This window comes from Novosphingobium sp. TK71 (genome assembly GCF_055361505.1).
This window is the reverse complement of sequence record NZ_JBSZKA010000001.1, coordinates 2,110,626-2,125,614: the sequence shown is the minus strand read 5'-3', so window position 1 is coordinate 2,125,614 and position 14,989 is coordinate 2,110,626. Positions and strand designations below refer to the sequence as shown.

At 67.0% G+C, this 14,989-nt stretch carries 12 protein-coding genes; 7 read left to right on the top strand and 5 right to left on the bottom strand.

The genetic code is table 11. The features are described from left to right. From ACXJ16_RS25215 to ACXJ16_RS25195, 5 genes are all read left to right on the top strand, one after another. Nucleotides 1–1,416, top strand: coding sequence for an MFS transporter (locus ACXJ16_RS25215; protein WP_463922473.1), 1,416 nt, complete (start codon nt 1–3; stop codon nt 1,414–1,416). Nucleotides 1,417–1,463: 47 nt separating this feature from the next. Then, the gene (locus tag ACXJ16_RS25210) at nt 1,464–2,228 is read left to right on the top strand and encodes a nuclear transport factor 2 family protein (protein ID WP_463922472.1); all 765 of its coding nucleotides are present in this window, start codon (nt 1,464–1,466) and stop codon (nt 2,226–2,228) included. Between the two features lie 82 nt (nt 2,229–2,310). Then, nucleotides 2,311–3,741 (top strand): NAD-dependent succinate-semialdehyde dehydrogenase, encoded by a 1,431-nt coding sequence (locus tag ACXJ16_RS25205; RefSeq protein ID WP_463922471.1) that lies wholly within the window; start codon nt 2,311–2,313, stop codon nt 3,739–3,741. A gap of 4 nt (nt 3,742–3,745) precedes the next feature. After that, nucleotides 3,746–4,843: an amidohydrolase family protein gene (locus tag ACXJ16_RS25200; protein WP_463922470.1), complete on the top strand. Its 1,098-nt coding sequence runs from the start codon at nt 3,746–3,748 to the stop codon at nt 4,841–4,843. Nucleotides 4,844–4,851: 8 nt separating this feature from the next. After that, nucleotides 4,852–6,474 carry an MFS transporter gene (locus ACXJ16_RS25195; protein WP_463922469.1) on the top strand — a complete coding sequence of 541 codons (1,623 nt, stop codon included), beginning with the start codon at nt 4,852–4,854 and terminating at the stop codon, nt 6,472–6,474. Between the two features lie 104 nt (nt 6,475–6,578). Here the strand turns inward: ACXJ16_RS25195 and ACXJ16_RS25190 are convergent, their stop codons facing one another. Then, nucleotides 6,579–8,048: a lignostilbene-alpha,beta-dioxygenase gene (locus tag ACXJ16_RS25190; RefSeq protein WP_463922468.1), complete on the bottom strand. Its 1,470-nt coding sequence runs from the start codon at nt 8,046–8,048 to the stop codon at nt 6,579–6,581. A gap of 105 nt (nt 8,049–8,153) precedes the next feature. On the opposite strand from ACXJ16_RS25190, the gene ACXJ16_RS25185 reads away from it, so the two are divergent. Then, the gene (locus tag ACXJ16_RS25185; RefSeq protein WP_054436039.1) at nt 8,154–8,621 is read left to right on the top strand and encodes a MarR family winged helix-turn-helix transcriptional regulator; all 468 of its coding nucleotides are present in this window, start codon (nt 8,154–8,156) and stop codon (nt 8,619–8,621) included. 22 nt (nt 8,622–8,643) lie between these two features. Here the strand turns inward: ACXJ16_RS25185 and ACXJ16_RS25180 are convergent, their stop codons facing one another. The 3 genes from ACXJ16_RS25180 to ACXJ16_RS25170 all read right to left on the bottom strand — a co-directional run bounded on the left by ACXJ16_RS25180 (nt 8,644) and on the right by ACXJ16_RS25170 (nt 12,457). Next, a complete protein-coding gene (locus ACXJ16_RS25180) occupies nt 8,644–10,341 on the bottom strand; it encodes an acyl-CoA dehydrogenase family protein (protein ID WP_463922467.1) in 1,698 nt (565 codons plus the stop codon). 13 nt (nt 10,342–10,354) lie between these two features. Next, nucleotides 10,355–11,662 carry an MFS transporter gene (locus ACXJ16_RS25175; protein ID WP_443478504.1) on the bottom strand — a complete coding sequence of 436 codons (1,308 nt, stop codon included), beginning with the start codon at nt 11,660–11,662 and terminating at the stop codon, nt 10,355–10,357. 69 nt (nt 11,663–11,731) lie between these two features. Beyond that, a complete protein-coding gene (locus tag ACXJ16_RS25170) occupies nt 11,732–12,457 on the bottom strand; it encodes a nuclear transport factor 2 family protein (RefSeq protein WP_054436037.1) in 726 nt (241 codons plus the stop codon). Nucleotides 12,458–12,524: 67 nt separating this feature from the next. Between ACXJ16_RS25170 and ACXJ16_RS25165 the strand changes: the two genes are divergently transcribed. Continuing rightward, nucleotides 12,525–13,439, top strand: a complete 915-nt coding sequence (locus tag ACXJ16_RS25165; protein ID WP_443478505.1) for an SDR family oxidoreductase — start codon at nt 12,525–12,527, stop codon at nt 13,437–13,439. A gap of 74 nt (nt 13,440–13,513) precedes the next feature. Here ACXJ16_RS25165 and ACXJ16_RS25160 read toward each other — a convergent pair whose 3' ends face one another. Next, complete coding sequence (locus ACXJ16_RS25160; protein WP_463922466.1) at nt 13,514–14,950, bottom strand: aldehyde dehydrogenase family protein; 1,437 nt, start codon at nt 14,948–14,950, stop codon at nt 13,514–13,516. Nucleotides 14,951–14,989 lie beyond the last annotated feature (39 nt).

The following is a 14,989-nucleotide window of genomic DNA, read 5'->3' as shown; positions in this document are numbered from 1 at the left end:
ATGGCGGTAGCAGCAGCCAGTATCGCGCCAATCGAGGAACCGGCGCCCGGAACCGCCCCGCAGGGCGCGGAAGAACGCAATTGGCCGGGTTCGGCCTCGGCCTACTGGGCGCTGACGGTAATCGTCCTTGCCACCTTCCTGACCTTCTTCGACCAGGTCGTGTTCGGCATGCTGGCGGAGCGAATCAAGACCGACTTCGGCCTCACCGATTCGCAGCTCGGCTTCCTGGCCGGGCCCGCCAGCATCATCTGCTATCTCTTCGTCGGCATCCCGCTGGCCCGGCTCGCCGATATCTGGCCGCGCAAATATGTGCTGGCAGGCGGGGTCACGGTGATCGGGTTCGTCACGATGCTGGGCGGGATCGCGCAGACCTTCACCCAGTTCGTGGGCAGCCGCGTGTTCCTGGCGGCAGGCGGATCGGCCCATGCGCCCTCGTCCTATTCGCTTATCGCGGACATGTTCCCGCCCAAAAAGATCACCCGCGCCTTCGCGATCCTGCAATTCGGCTTCATCGGCGGATCGACGCTCGGCCCACTGGTGGGCGGCCAGCTCATCGCCCTGACCGCGCACTGGGCGCCGACCGCCCTCGGGCCGCTGCGCATCCTGGGCTGGCAGTGGATACTGGTGTGGATCGGGATGCCCGCCTTTCTCATCGCCCTGCTGTTCCTGACCGTGCGTGAGCCGCAGCGGCTGGTCCGTCACGACATCGCATCGCAGATCCCCGAGGGGGCGACGCTCGCCCGCCGCGTCATGACCTTCACCGGCCTCGATGCCGCCAAGGCGATCCGCGCCAACCGCCGGGTCTATTATCCGCTGTTCCTCGGCCTTGCGCTCAGCGCGCTGGAGAGCTTCGGCCTCGCCTTCTGGCGCGTGCCGTTCCTGATCCGCACTTATGGCTGGAACGAGGCGCAGATCGGCGCGGTAACGTCCGTGACCGTGCTGGTTTCCTCGCTGCTCGGGCTGCTGCTGGGCGGTACTTTCGTCGAATGGCTGGCGAGGCGCCACAAGGACGCCAACGTGCGCGCCGCCTTCATCTGCTTTGCGGTGGTGACGGTCTGCTCGATCCTGGCGCCGCTGATGCCAACCGGGCTGCTCTCGATCCTCGTCATGTCCTTTGGCGCGATGTTCGGGATTGCCGGGGCGGTGCCGCAGAACGCCGCGATCCAGCGCGTGGCGCCCAATGCCATGCGCGGCCAGGTGACGGCGATCTACCTGTTCATGTTCACGTTCTTCGGGGCGATGGGCAGCTTCGTGATCGGTCTGGTCGCGCAATACATCGTGGTCGATCCGGCGAAGCTCTGGCTGGCGCTGGAGATCACCGCCGTGGTCCTGCTGCCGTTGGCAACGCTGTGCATCTACCGCGCCATCCGCCCCTATCGCGAGGAGATCGAGCGCCTCGAAGCGCTTGGAATGTAACGATCCTGCCAATTGAAAACCAACAGGACGACAAGGAGAGAACCGAAATGGCCGACACTGACCGGATCAACGCGCTGGAAGCGCAAGTGGCTGAACTGGCACGCCGCCTCACCGTGCGCGAGGACGAGCTTGACGTGCGCAAGCTCCAGCATCTCTACGGCTACCTGATCGACAAGTGCATGTACAACGAAGTGATCGACCTGTTCACCGAAGATGGCGAAGTGCGCTTCTTCGGCGGCGTGTGGAAGGGCCGGGAGGGCGTGCACCGCCTCTATGTCGAACGGTTCCAGAAGCGTTTCACGCACGGCAACAACGGCCCGATCGACGGCTTCCTGCTCGACCATCCGCAGTTGCAGGACATCGTCACCATCGAGGCGGACGGCGTAACCGCCCATGCCCGCGCCCGCTCGATGATGCAGGCCGGCCGGCACCGCGACTATACCGACCCCTCCAACCCCCTCACCGCCAATGCGCGCCAGTGGTGGGAAGGCGGCATTTACGAGAACACCTACAAGAAGGTGGACGGCGTCTGGCGCATCCATGTGCTCAACTACTTCCCGCACTGGCACGCCGATTTCGACAAGGGCTGGGCCTTCACCGAGGCCGAATACGTGCCCTTCCCCAAGACCCTCTACCCGGAAGACCCCAGCGGCCCCGATGCCCTGATCGAGGATCACTGGCTGTGGCCGACGCACAAGCTGCTGCCGTTCCACCTGCCTCACCCGGTTACCGGAAAGCCCATGGTGGCGGAGCGCTGGCAGGGCGACATCGATCGCGAGAACGCGCGCAGCACAGCCGTTCCCGCCGAGTAGAGACGCGCAGCGCGCGTCCGCCTGTCCGCCGGGGCTCCCTCCCCGGCGGACAGGCTCCCCATTCCTCCGGCCCAGGTGAGGCATGATCCAGTACCCCGCGCTTTCCATGATCATCGACGGCGAACGCGTATCCGGCGGCACGCGCCGCACGCACGCCGTGCTCAATCCCGCCACCGGCGAAGTGCTGGGCCAGCTCCCGCTTGCCGACGCCGCCGATCTCGACCGCGCGCTGGAGGTGGCCGCCGCCGGCTTCCGCCTCTGGCGAAGATCCACGCCGCAGCAGCGCGCCGATGTGCTGCAGGGCGCCGCGCGGCTGATGCGCGAGCGGTGCGAGGAGATCGCCCATGTCGCCGTGCTCGAACAGGGCAAGACCCTGAGCGAGGCCCGCGTGGAAGTGGGCATGAACATCGGCCTGTTCGAATTCTACGCCGGAGAGTGCTTCCGCCTTTACGGCCGCGCGCTGGTGCGCCCGGAAGGGATGCGCTCTACCGTGGTCCATGAACCGGTAGGCCCGGTCGCCGCATTCGCACCGTGGAACTTTCCCATCGGCAACCCCGGCCGCAAGCTTGGCGCGCCGATCGCGGCGGGGTGCTCTGTCATCCTGAAGGCGGCGGAGGAAACCCCGGCCTCGGCGCTCGCGGTGCTGCAGTGCCTGCTCGACGCGGGCCTTCCGCCGGCGGCGGCGCAAGCCGTGTTCGGCGCGCCGGACGAAGTGAGCCGCCACCTGCTGGCCAGCCCGGTGATCCGCAAGCTGTCCTTCACGGGATCGACCACGGTGGGCCGCCACCTTGCGAAACTCGCCGCAGACGACCTCAAGCGCACGACCATGGAACTGGGCGGGCACGGCCCGGTGCTGGTCTTCGCCGACGTGGACCTCGACCGCGTGCTCGATACCGTGGTGAGCCACAAGTATCGCAACGCCGGGCAGGTCTGCGTCTCGCCCACCCGCTTCATCGTCGAGGATGCGGTGTTCGAGGATTTCCGCGAAGGCTTCGCCCGCCGCGCGCGCGGGTTGAAAGTGGGAGACGGCCTTGCGCCGGAGAGCCAGGTCGGCCCGCTCGCCAATCCGCGGCGGGTCGAGGCCATCGACGCACTCGTGCGCGAGGCGGTGGCGGCGGGCGCCCGGCTGGAGGCAGGCGGCGAGCGGATCGGCAACCGCGGCTTCTTCTATGCCCCCACCGTGCTGTCCGACACGCCCCTCTCCGCGCGGATCATGAACGAGGAGCCGTTCGGCCCCGTCGCGCTCATCAACCGCTTCTCCGGGGAGGAGGCGATGATCGAGGAGGCCAACCGCCTGCCCTATGGGCTCGCCGCCTATGCCTGGACCGGCGACGGGGCACGGCAGAAACGCCTCGCCGCGCAGATCGAAACCGGAATGCTCGGCATCAACACCACCATGATCGGCGGGGCCGATGCGCCGTTCGGCGGGGTCAAATGGTCGGGACATGGGCACGAGGACGGACCGGAAGGCGTCATGGCCTGCCTCGTCACCAAGGCCGTCCACGAAGGATAAGAGGATGGGATTGCAGATGATCGACGAATTGCCGGCCACCACACCCGAAACCGGCGCCCTCAGGACCGGCGGCAGGCAGGGCTACTTGCGCATCGCCACCGAGGAAGCCTTCGCCACGCGCGAACAGATCGACGTCTACTTGCGCATGGTGCGCGACGGCACGGCGGACCGGGGCATGACCTCGCTCTGGGGGTTTTATGCCCAGAGCCCCAGCGAACGCGCGATGCAGATCATCGAGCGCCTGCTCGATCTCGGCGAGCGCCGCATCGCCGACATGGACGCGACCGGCATCGACAAGGCCGTGCTCGCGCTCACTTCGCCGGGCGTCCAGCCCCTGCTCGACCTGGACGAGGCGCGCGGCATCGCGCTTTCCGCGAACGACCTGCTGGCCGAACGCTGCGAAGCCCACCCGGATCGCTTCATCGGCATGACCGCCGTGGCGCCGCAGGACCCGGAATGGTCCGCCCGCGAGATCCGGCGCGGCGCTTTCGAGCTGGGTTTCCGGGGCGTACAGATCAACAGCCACACGCAAGGCCGCTATCTCGACGATCCTGCCTTCGACCCGATCTTCCGCGCGCTGGCCGATACCGACCAGCCGCTTTACATCCATCCCGGCACGCCGCCCGACGCGATGATCGGGCCGCTGCTCGAATCCGGGCTGGACGGCGCGATCTACGGCTTCGGCGTGGAAACCGGGATGCACCTGCTGCGGCTCATCACCATCGGCATCTTCGACCGCTATCCCGACCTCCAGATCATGGTCGGCCACATGGGCGAGGCGCTGCCATACTGGCTCTACCGGCTGGACTACATGCACCAGGCCGGAATCCGCTCCCAGCGCTACGAACGGATGAAGCCGCTCAACAAGACCATCGCCGAATACTTCCGCAGCAACGTGCTGGTAACGTGCAGCGGGATGGCCTGGGAACCGGCGATCCGCTTCGCCCAGCAGGTCATGGGGGAGGACCGGGTGATGTACGCCATGGACTATCCCTATCAGTACGAAGCCGGAGAGGTCCGCGAGCTCGATGCCATGGACATGGCTCCGGAGGTGAAGCGCAAGTTCTTCCAGACCAACGCCGAACGCTGGTTCGCCCTGTGAAGGCAGACGTGAAACCGCCGGTCGGACAGGTCGCGACGGGTCCGGCCCGCCATGTCGCGCGCGGCGGATGGTACGCGCTGGCGCTGATCGCCCTGACCAATGCGATGAGCCTGCTGGACCGCCAGATCCTCGCGATCCTGGCCCCGGCGATCAAACAGGACCTCGGTATCGGCGATGCCGAGATGGGCCTGCTGTTCGGCACCGTCTTCGCACTGTTCTACGCGCTGTTCTCGCTGCCGGTCGGCCGCCTTGCCGATGGCTGGCTGCGCGGGCGGCTGCTGTCGCTGAGCATCCTGTTCTGGTCGGCCGCCACCGCCATGGCGGGGATGACCTCCAGCTTCGCCATGCTGGCCGCGTCCCGCCTCTGCGTCGGCATCGGCGAAGCGGCGACGCAGCCTGCGGGCACCTCGCTGATCTACGATTACTGGCCGCGCCACCGGCGGGGCTTCGTGATGGCGGTGATGGCCTCGGCCATTGCGCTGGGGCTGGGCGGATCGCTGGTACTGGGCGGACTGGCCGCGCAGATGTGGAGCGACGCCTTCGTGCCGGGCACCGCGCCGCTGGGCCTGAAGGGCTGGCAATTCGCCTTCCTCGTGGCCGCCGCGCCCGGCTTCGTGCTTTCGATCTTCCTCTGGCGCCTGCGCGAACCCGAACGCGGCGTGATGGACGGCATCGCCACGCCGCCCGATCCGCATCCCTTCCGTGCCAGCCTCTCGCTGCTGGGCGCGGTGACGCCGGGCTGCCACTGGGTGGCCATGGCGCTGCGCCGGGCAAGCCTGCGCAGCGTGGCCATCAACTTTGCCGCACTCGCCCTGATCGTGGTGGCGGGAACCGTGCTGGCGCGGATCGGCATGGCCCGGTCACCGCGCCCGCCGCTCGGCTTCGGCGCCTTCGCGATCGATCCGCACGTCCTGCAATGGCTGGTGATCGGCATTGGCCTGCTGGTCGTCGTCAACCTGCTGCAAGGGGTGAAGGCCAGCGACCGGCAGGCCTTCCGCGTGATCGCCGGATCGCCGACCCTCATCATGGCGATTGCCGTGGGTACGCTGCAATCGACGATCAACTACGGAATGATGGCCTTCAACCCCAGTTTCCTGATCCGCACCTACCACCTCTCGCTGGCCGACACCGCCTTGCAGTTCGGCCTGCTCTCGGCCGCGACCGGCATCGTCGGCCCGCTGATCTGGGGGCCGCTGTCCGACCGGCTGCACCAGCGGTTTCCCGGCGGCGGCCGGGCGGGAATCGCGCTGATGTCGATGGGCCTGTCGCCGCTGCTGTCGTTCTGGGTCTACGGGGCACCTTCGCCCGGGGACTTCTACTTGCGCTTCGTGGTCTACAGCATCGTGCTGACAGGATGGATGCCGCCGCTCTACGCGATCCTCTACGATCAGGTCCTGCCGCGCATGAGGGGGCTCACCGCCAGCCTCTACCTGCTGGTCATGACCATTCTCGGCATGGGCGTGGGCCCTTATGTGGTCGGGCTGATATCCGACATCACCGGCGATCTGCGCACGGCGATGCTGAGCATCAACGTGGTCGCCGTGCCCATCGTGGTGCTGATCCTGCTTGTTTCCCGCCGCGCCGCCCGGGATGAGGCGAACCTCAAGGCCCGCGCCGGCATCGCGGACTGAATTCCGCCGAACCCATCCGCCTTTTCGGCCCGCAACCGCCGGAAGCTTGGGAGAAGCCGCCTGCCCCGGCAGCGGCTTCTCCCCTTTTTTGCGGGCCTTCCTCCTCAGGCCGCCAGCCCGATCGCACCGGCATCGGCCCAGTTGCCGTGGAGCCCGAAGCGCAGCCGGATCGGAACGTGGATGGTCGCCACCGGCCCCTTCTCGATATCGAGCGCATCGAAGATCAGCAGGTCGCTGCGGTGGTCCTCCAGCCGGTTGCAGACCTGCACGATCCAGCCGTCCCCCTCGGGCGCATCGGCGGAGCGGGGCACGAAGCACGGTTCCTGCAAGCTGGACACCGGCCCGCACCACCAGTGCTGCTCGCGCCCGGTTTCGAGGTCCTTGAGGAACAGGCAGTTCATCAGCAGCCCGCCCGCGCTGCCGCCACGCAGCTCCACCGGGCGGCGCATGTCCATCTCCAGCATCCAGCCGTAACGCGTCTTGCGCCCGGTGAAGCGGTCGTCGATGCGGGGGAACTCGGCGGCGGTATCGGAAAGGCGGCTAATCGCCTCGAAGCTATCGCCGTTGGAGGCCATGTCCACGGTCCAGTCGGTCAGATAGCTCATCGCCTCCATGCCGTTGAACGGCGCGCCGTGGACGTCCGGGAAGAACGGGAACATGTTGTTCTTCGCCTCGGCGGTGAGGAAGTGGACCCGCGATCCCTCCTGCCATGCGTTCAGGACATGGCTGGCGAAGCAATTGTCGCGGCGGAACCAGCGGATCTCCTCGCCTGTCACCCCTTCTCGGCGCGGCAGCACGCCCAGATAGACCGGCAGGCTCGGGTCGAACCCGAAGTGCGGAAGGCCCTTTTCGAGCCGGTCCCAGCTTCCCACGGAGGGCACGATGTGGATCACCAAGTAGTCCTGGGTGATCGCGAAATCGTGCATCATGCAATAGTAGGGCGCCTTGAACCACACCTCGCGCAGCAGCGCGCCATCGGGGCCGACCTCGTAATAGGCCACGTCGTCGGTGCAGAGCCCCGAGGCGGCATAACCGATCGCCACCATGTTGCCGGTGACCGGATCGACCTTGGGATGCGCGGTGAAGGTCTGCCCGCGCATGGCCCCGCCGAAGGTCTCGAAACCGATGGTCTCCATCGTCGCCGGGTCCATCAGCAGCGCCGGGCTGTCCTCCTTCATCGCCCAGAGCTTGCCCGCGTAGATCCAGGCATTGGTGTTCGCAGTGGAGCGGAACCGGCCCTCCACCGCGGGATCGTCCGTCAACGGATTGCGATAGGCGCCGAACAGCCCCTTTCCGGCTTCGCGTTCCAGCTTCCACTTGTCGGTATGGGCCCAGCGCTGGCGCAAGTCGCACCGGCCGTCGTGGATATGGAACCGCGTGATCATGCCGTCGCCGTTGAAGGCGATATCGTCGCCAAGGCGCGGCGGGAACTGCGGATCGGGCTGGACGCGGAAGAACGCACCGTTCAGTTCGGGCGGAATCGTGCCCTCATGCGCAAGGTCGGCGATATCCGCCTCGATCCGCGATGGGGTGTTGAACCCGGTAAAGCTCGGGGTTTCCGGGAAATGGGCCATAACCTCTCCAGTCTTATATTGTCGTCGCGATATTGTATGCTTCACTGACAATTATTTTCCAAGCCATCGCTTGACGATTCCCGCAAACGCTCGCAACAGGACGTGATGAGAGACGCCGAAACATTCGCGGGACTGACAGCCGGTCGCACGCTAGATCACGTTCTGGACCTGCACCTGCGCCTGGCCCAAAGCGCCACGCAGCGCCGTTTTTCGGAGATCTTCAGCGATCTGGGCATTACCCAGACCCAGCTTACCGCGATGCTCCTGATCGCCGAGAATCCCGGCACCTCGCAAGCCGACATCGGCCGAACGCTCCAGATGGACCGCGCCACGGTGATGGGCATCATCAACCGTCTGGAAGGCCGCGAACTGATCGTGCGCGGGCAATCCACCGAGGATCGCCGCCGCCAGACGCTGGAAATCACCGAGCAGGGCGTGGCCATGCTTTCCGCCGCGCATGAGCGCAGCGGCGAACTCGGACTATGGCTGCGCGAACGCTTCTCCGATGCCGAGTTCCACATGCTCGCAGCCCTCCTGAAGCGCATTCACGACGTCGATATCGGCGGCCTCTGAGAGCGGCGCCACCGAAAGCCCGCTAATCGAGAAGCGCGGCGATCCCCTCCAGCCGCTGCGCACCAAGGCGCGCCAGCCCGGCCTGCGCTTCGGCGCGAACGGGCAATTCGGCGAGATGAAAACGCGCCGCCGCCTTCATGCGCCTGCCCACCGCATCGTCGCCCGCGCGGTGGACCAGGCGTAGCGCCATCCAGCCGCAGGCGGCCATGCCGCACAAGTCCAGGAAGGCTGTCGCGCCGGCCTCTGCCCCTCGCGCCGCGCCCCGCATGGCCGCAAGATCGGCGGCGGTCCGCTCCAGCAGGTCCAGCACTTGCGCCAGTTGGCGGGAGGGCTCGCCATCCCGCAATTCGCCGCGCGCCCATGCAAGGAAGCGCGCCAGCCCCTCGCCCTCCTCGCGCCAGAGGCGGCGGTGAAGCATGTCGATGGCCTGAATGCCGCTGGTCCCTTCGAACACCGAGAAGACCCGCGCATCGCGCAGCCGCTGCTCGACCGGCCACTCGCAGGTATAGCCGGCCCCGCCCAGCACCTGCAGCGCCTCGCTCGCCACGTCGAAGGCGAGCCGCGCCGCGCCGTCCTTTACGATGGGCAACAGGAATTGCGCGAGCGACAGCCACTGCGCCCGCGCGTCCCCGTCCGCAGCGCGGCTGCCGAGTTCCAGCGCCGTCGCACAGGCCAGCGCCAGTGCGCGCGCGGTCTCGATCCTGCCCGCCATGCCCAGCAGCATCCGCTGTACATCGGCATGAGCGGCAATGGGCACGGGCGGTGCATCGGGGGCGCCGCCCTGTCGCCGCTCCTGCGCATAGCGCAGAGCGGTTTCGAAGGCTCCGCTGGCCACCCCGATCCCCTGCGGACCGCAGGAAAACCGCATACGCAGCATCATGTGGAACAGGGTCTGGAGCCCGCGGCCCTCCTGCCCGATCAGCACGGCGGGCGCATTCTCGAAGCCGAGCACGCAAGTCGGCGAGCCATGAAGGCCGAGCTTCTCCTCGATCCGGCGCAGGAACACGCCGCCACGCGCGCCCTCCCCGTCGCCGTCAGGCACGAGGAACAGGCCGAGCCCGCGAACGCCCTGCCCTTCGCCAGACCGGGCCAGCATGAAGTGCCCGATCCGCCCGGCAAGATCATGGTCGCCATAGGAAATCCAGCATTTCTCGCCAGTCACGCGCCATGCGCCGTCTTCGCCCTTTACCGCCCGCGTGCGGATGCGACCGACGTCCGAGCCGGCGTCAGGTTCGGAAATGCAGATAGTGGCGGCCCATTCGCCCGAAAGCAGGCGCGGCACCCATTCCCCGGCCAGCTCTTCCGCCGCGCTTTCCAGCAGCAGCTCCGCCGCCGTGCGGCCCGGGGTGGCCAGCATGGCAAAGGCGGGCGAGGCGCGGTTGAGCAGTTCCTCGCAGGCGCCCTGCAGGAGCAACGGCAACCCCATGCCGCCCATCGCTTCCGGCAGCGGCAGCCCGAGCCAGCCGTCCTGCGCATAGCGCGCCCAGGCCTCGCGGTGGCCGGGCGCGGTCCGCACGCGGCCGCACGCCACCTGAGCGCCCTGCCGGTCCAGCACCGGATCGAGCGGCGCTACCAGCTCTTCCGCCATGCGCCCGGCCTGCGTGACGACGTGCCCCCAGGTTTCGGGATCGACCTCCACGCCCGCCTCGGCAAGGTCCGAAAGGAAGGGCGTGATCTCCAGATGCCGGACAAGGGCATCGACATGCGACTGGTATTGCAAGACGAACCTCCAATCAGCCGCGCACGCGCAGCTTGAGGCAGGACAGGGCGATTGCCGCGAGGAACGAGCCGCCGGCAATCAGCGTGGAAACCATGGCCAGCGGCAGGCCCGCCTCGAAGAGCATGCCTGCCACGATGGGAGACAGCGCCGCGCCGCCGCGCCCGACGCCGATGGCAAAGCCGGTGCCGGTCGCCCGGACATGGGTGGGGAAGGCCCGCGCGAAGATCGTGTAGAGCCCGGACACCGCGCTGTTGGTGAACAGGCCCGAGGCGAAGGCGAGCGCGGAGAGCCCGGCCAGCGTGTTCACGCCGAGCGCGCCGAACAACGCCACCATCACGGACGACCCAAGCAGCACCGCCACCGTCGCGCCCTTCAGCGGCAATCGCTGCACCGCCACGCCGAACAGCGCCCCGCCGATCGCCCCGCCAAGGTTCGCCCACACCAGCACACCGGCCGCTTCGGGCGGAGGAAAGCCGATGTCGACAACGATCTTCGGCACCCATTTCAGGATGAAGTAGAAGCTCACGACATGGGCGAAGTAAGCAAATGTGACCAGCAGCGTCGTGCCGATCAGGCCGGGGCGCAGGATGTCCGCGATGGAGGCGGCGGATTCCTCCACGGTGGGCGGCGGCAGCGCCGAAACCGGAGAATGGCCGCAGCGGGCCAGCACGGCATTGACCCGCGCCAGCGTGCCCGGACCGCGCCGCACCAGCAGGAACTGCACCGGCTCCGGCACCAGGAACCACACCAGCGGGATGAACGCCGCCGTCGCGAGGCAGCCGAACCAGAAGATCGCGTGCCAGTCGAACAGGGTCAGCAGCCAGGCGGCAGCGAGCCCGCCGATCACCGCGCCCAGCGGATAGCCGATCACCATCACCGCCAGCGCCAGGTTGCGGCGACGGGCATTGGCGAATTCCGCGGTCACCGCGTTGATCGCCGCCAGCATCCCGCCGATGCCGAGCCCGGTGAGCACGCGCCAGACCGAAAGCGTCGCCACGCCCGTCGCCTGCGTCGCCATCGCCATGCCCAGCGCCATGACGCAGAGACAGCCGAGGATCGTGCGCCGCCGCCCGACCCGGTCCGCGACGCTGCCGAGCACCACCGAACCGATGGCCATGCCGATCAGTTCCATCGACAGCACGACCCCCAGCGCCACCCGGTCGATCCCCCAGTCCGCCGCGATGCCGGGCGCGGCGAAGCTGATCGACAGCACATCGAACCCGTCAAGCGCATTGAGCCCGACCATGATCGCCACGGTCGCCACTTGCGCCCGTGACATCGGGGCACGCTCGATGATCTCACGCGGATCTGTTGCCGGCACGCTTTCCCTTTCTTTTATCGTCTTTTTTGCGAGGCTAGCGGCTCTCCCCGCCGCTGTCCCGGCGGATTTTCAGCCCACTTCCTGACCAGCCAGAACATTGCCGAACCGGGGATGGGCGAAATGCATCGGCACGTCGTGGCGATAGGGCCAGGTGGGCCGGTGGGCGCTTTGCGGCAGCAGGCGATCGGGGCCGATCGGATCCTCGGGGAACGTCAGCGCGGCGGGCTGGAGATGCGAGGTGGTGTGCGCCCAACCTTGCTCATAATCGCCCTGCCACTGCATCATGTAGTCCAGCCGCTTGATCTTCCACACGCCGTCCTCGCGCACGTAATCGTTCTCGTAGATGCCGGCTTCCATGAACTGCTGCGGCATGATCTCCTCGCGCGTGTCCTGGAAATCGTCGTGCCAGCCGCCGAACAGCATGCCGCGAAAGCGCCCCTTGGCGGTCTGGCGATCGGGCGCGACGGTGATCACGTCCTGCATCTGGAAATGATCGAGCAGCAACCCGTTCACCGGCCCCGGCTTTCCGCCGGTGAAGCGCTGCTGGATCCAGTCGCCGTAAAGGCGCTTCACCCCTGCATGGCCGACGTACTCGCCCGACAGGAACACGACCACGCCGTCCTCGGCGAAGAGTTCGGCAACCTGATCCGGCAGGTTGAAATCGATGTAATAGCCATAGGCCCAGTGCAGGCGGCGAATGGCATTCACATCCTCCAGTTCGCCCACCCGGTGCTCCAGCGCATCGAGACGGGCTTCGAGATGGGCGGGAGGCAGGTTCGAATCAGGCTCTGGCATCTCGATCTCTCCTCGATTATTGATTTGCTACACTAACGAATAAATTCGTCTTGCCGAGAGGATTGTCATGAAAAACAGCAAACGCGTGGCCTTCGTGACAGGAGGGGTTTCGGGCCTGGGCTTCGGAATCGCCCGCGCCTTGTCGAACGCGGGTTTCCGGCTTGCGCTAAGCTACCGCAATGAGGACTACCGCGCCGAAGCGGAGCGACGGTTCGCGGAAAATGGCAGGGAAACGCCGATTTTCCTGAAACTGGACGTAACCGACCGCGCCCGCTTCGCCGAAGTCGCCAGGGAAATCGAGGCGACCTTCGGCCGGCTCGACGTGCTGGTGAACAATGCCGGCGTCTCCGTGTTCGGCCCGACGGACGAAGCCAGCCATGCCGATTACGACTGGATCATGGGCGTGAACTTCGGAGGTGTAGTAAACGGACTTGTCGCGTTGCTTCCTCTGCTGAAACGGACCGGGCCGGGAAGCCATGTCGTCAATGTCGCATCCATGGCCGCCTATCTCTCCGGTCCGCAGGCCGGCATCTACACCGCCAGCAAGTTCGCGGTGCGCGGCCTTACCGAATCCTTGCGCTACAACCTTGCCCCGCAGGGCATCGGTGTATCGCTGCTCTGTCCCGGCCTTACCCGCACCAACGCCTGGGACAGCGCCTTCCGCCGCCCCGAGACATTCGGCGAAAGCGGCTTCGGCGAGCTTGACCGCGCGGCGCTGACGCAGTTCGGCACGGCCTTCGACCTCGGCATGGACCCGCTCGAAGTGGGCGAGAAGACCCTGCGCGGGATCGAGGAGAATGCCCCCCTGATCTTCTCCCACCCCGAATATGCCGAGGATTTTCGCGAGATTTACGAGGCCTCGCTGGCGGCCCTGCCCGACGAACCGGCCCCCGCGGCCCGTCTGGAAATCGAGCGCCTGCGCCGCGAGGGAAACCGCGCGGCGGCGGGCGGACGAACCGTGTCGATCGCCGATCTGACCTGATCCATCCGCCCAGCGCCCCCGTCCGACCATTGCGGGGCGGGCATATGGGGCCGGGAGATACCGGCCCCCCTTCGTCACGCCTCGACCGGCTGGTACTGGCCGATGACCGACTTGACCTCGAGGAACTCCTCGATCCCGAACTTGCCGAATTCGCGGCCATTGCCGGACTGCTTGTAACCGCCGAACGGCATGTCGAAAGCAAGGCCCCCGGAATTCACGAAGACCGCGCCCGCGCGCAGCTTGCCCACCAGCTTGCCCGCCCGCGCCGGATCGCCCGCGATATAGGCGCCAAGGCCGTAAGGCGTGTCATTGGCGATGCGCACCGCGTCGGCTTCATCGTCATAAGGCATGATGACCAGCACCGGGCCGAAGATTTCCTCCTGCGCGATGGTCATGTCGGGCGTCACGTCGGCGAAGACGGTGGGCTTGACGTAATAGCCCTTGTCCAGCCCTTCGGGCCGCCCGAGCCCGCCGGTCACCAGCGTCGCGCCTTCTTCGATGCCTTTCTGGATCAGGCCCTGGATCTTCTCGTACTGCGCCTTGTTCACCACCGGGCCGATGTGCGGCCCTTCGCTGAGCGGATCGCCAACCGGCTTGGCGGCGAACATCTCGCCCACCTTCTCGGCCGCATCGTCATGCTGCGAACGGTGGACCAGCATGCGCGTAGGCGCCACGCAGCTCTGGCCGGAGTTGAGCAGCACCCCGCCCACGCCGCCGGGAAGCGCCACGTCCAGCGGCGTGCCTTCGAGGATGATGTTAGGCGACTTGCCGCCCAGTTCCTGCGACACCCGCTTCACGGTATCGGCGGCGTTCTTGGCCACCATGATCCCGGCGCGGGTGGAGCCCGTGAAGGAGATCATGTCGATCCCAGGATGCCGCGCCAGCGCGGTGCCCACTTCCGCGCCGTCACCCTGCACGAGGTTGAACACTCCCGCCGGAACGCCTGCGGCCTCCATCACTTCGGCGAAGATCGCGGCGGAACTGGGTGCTTCCTCGCTAGGCTTGAGGATCATCGTGCAACCGGCGGCCAGGCACGGCCCCACTTTGGCGACGATCTGGTTCATCGGCCAGTTCCACGGCGTGATGAGCGCGACGACGCCGATCGGCTCGCGCAGCACCGTATTGTCGCCGATCTTCTCGGAAAATTCGAAGGCATCGAGCGAAGCCAGCGCCTGTCCGAGATGGGCCACGCCCGATCCCGCCTGCGCGGTCGAGGCCGTGGAGATCGGGCAGCCCATTTCGGTGGCGATAGCCTCCGCAATGTCGGGAATGCGGGCCTTGTAGGCTTCGATCACTTTCCCGATCAGCGCCATGCGTTCCTGCTTGCCGGTCTGCGAGAACGTCTCGAACGCCCGCCGCGCGGCTTCCACGGCAAGGTCCACGTCGGCCGCGGTGCCCAGCACGATCTCGCTCGCCTGCCCCTCGGTAGCCGGGTTGACCACCGAATGACGGCGGCCGCCCCGGCTGTCGGTCCAGCGGCCGTCGATATAGTTCTGCGGATAGCTCTTCATGATCCTGCTCCCGTTGGAGGGTTGTTCTCGTCGATGATG

Excerpts from the sequence above, each read along its gene's own strand:
- ACXJ16_RS25215 (WP_463922473.1), top strand. The coding sequence starts at position 1 with ATGGCGGTAGCAGCAGCCAGTATCGCGCCAATCGAGGAACCGGCGCCC.
- ACXJ16_RS25210 (WP_463922472.1), top strand. The coding sequence starts at position 1,464 with ATGGCCGACACTGACCGGATCAACGCGCTGGAAGCGCAAGTGGCTGAA.
- ACXJ16_RS25205 (WP_463922471.1), top strand. The coding sequence starts at position 2,311 with ATGATCCAGTACCCCGCGCTTTCCATGATCATCGACGGCGAACGCGTA.
- ACXJ16_RS25200 (WP_463922470.1), top strand. The coding sequence starts at position 3,746 with ATGGGATTGCAGATGATCGACGAATTGCCGGCCACCACACCCGAAACC.
- ACXJ16_RS25190 (WP_463922468.1), bottom strand. The coding sequence starts at position 8,048 with ATGGCCCATTTCCCGGAAACCCCGAGCTTTACCGGGTTCAACACCCCA.
- ACXJ16_RS25185 (WP_054436039.1), top strand. The coding sequence starts at position 8,154 with ATGAGAGACGCCGAAACATTCGCGGGACTGACAGCCGGTCGCACGCTA.
- ACXJ16_RS25170 (WP_054436037.1), bottom strand. The coding sequence starts at position 12,457 with ATGCCAGAGCCTGATTCGAACCTGCCTCCCGCCCATCTCGAAGCCCGT.
- ACXJ16_RS25165 (WP_443478505.1), top strand. The coding sequence starts at position 12,525 with ATGAAAAACAGCAAACGCGTGGCCTTCGTGACAGGAGGGGTTTCGGGC.
- ACXJ16_RS25160 (WP_463922466.1), bottom strand. The coding sequence starts at position 14,950 with ATGAAGAGCTATCCGCAGAACTATATCGACGGCCGCTGGACCGACAGC.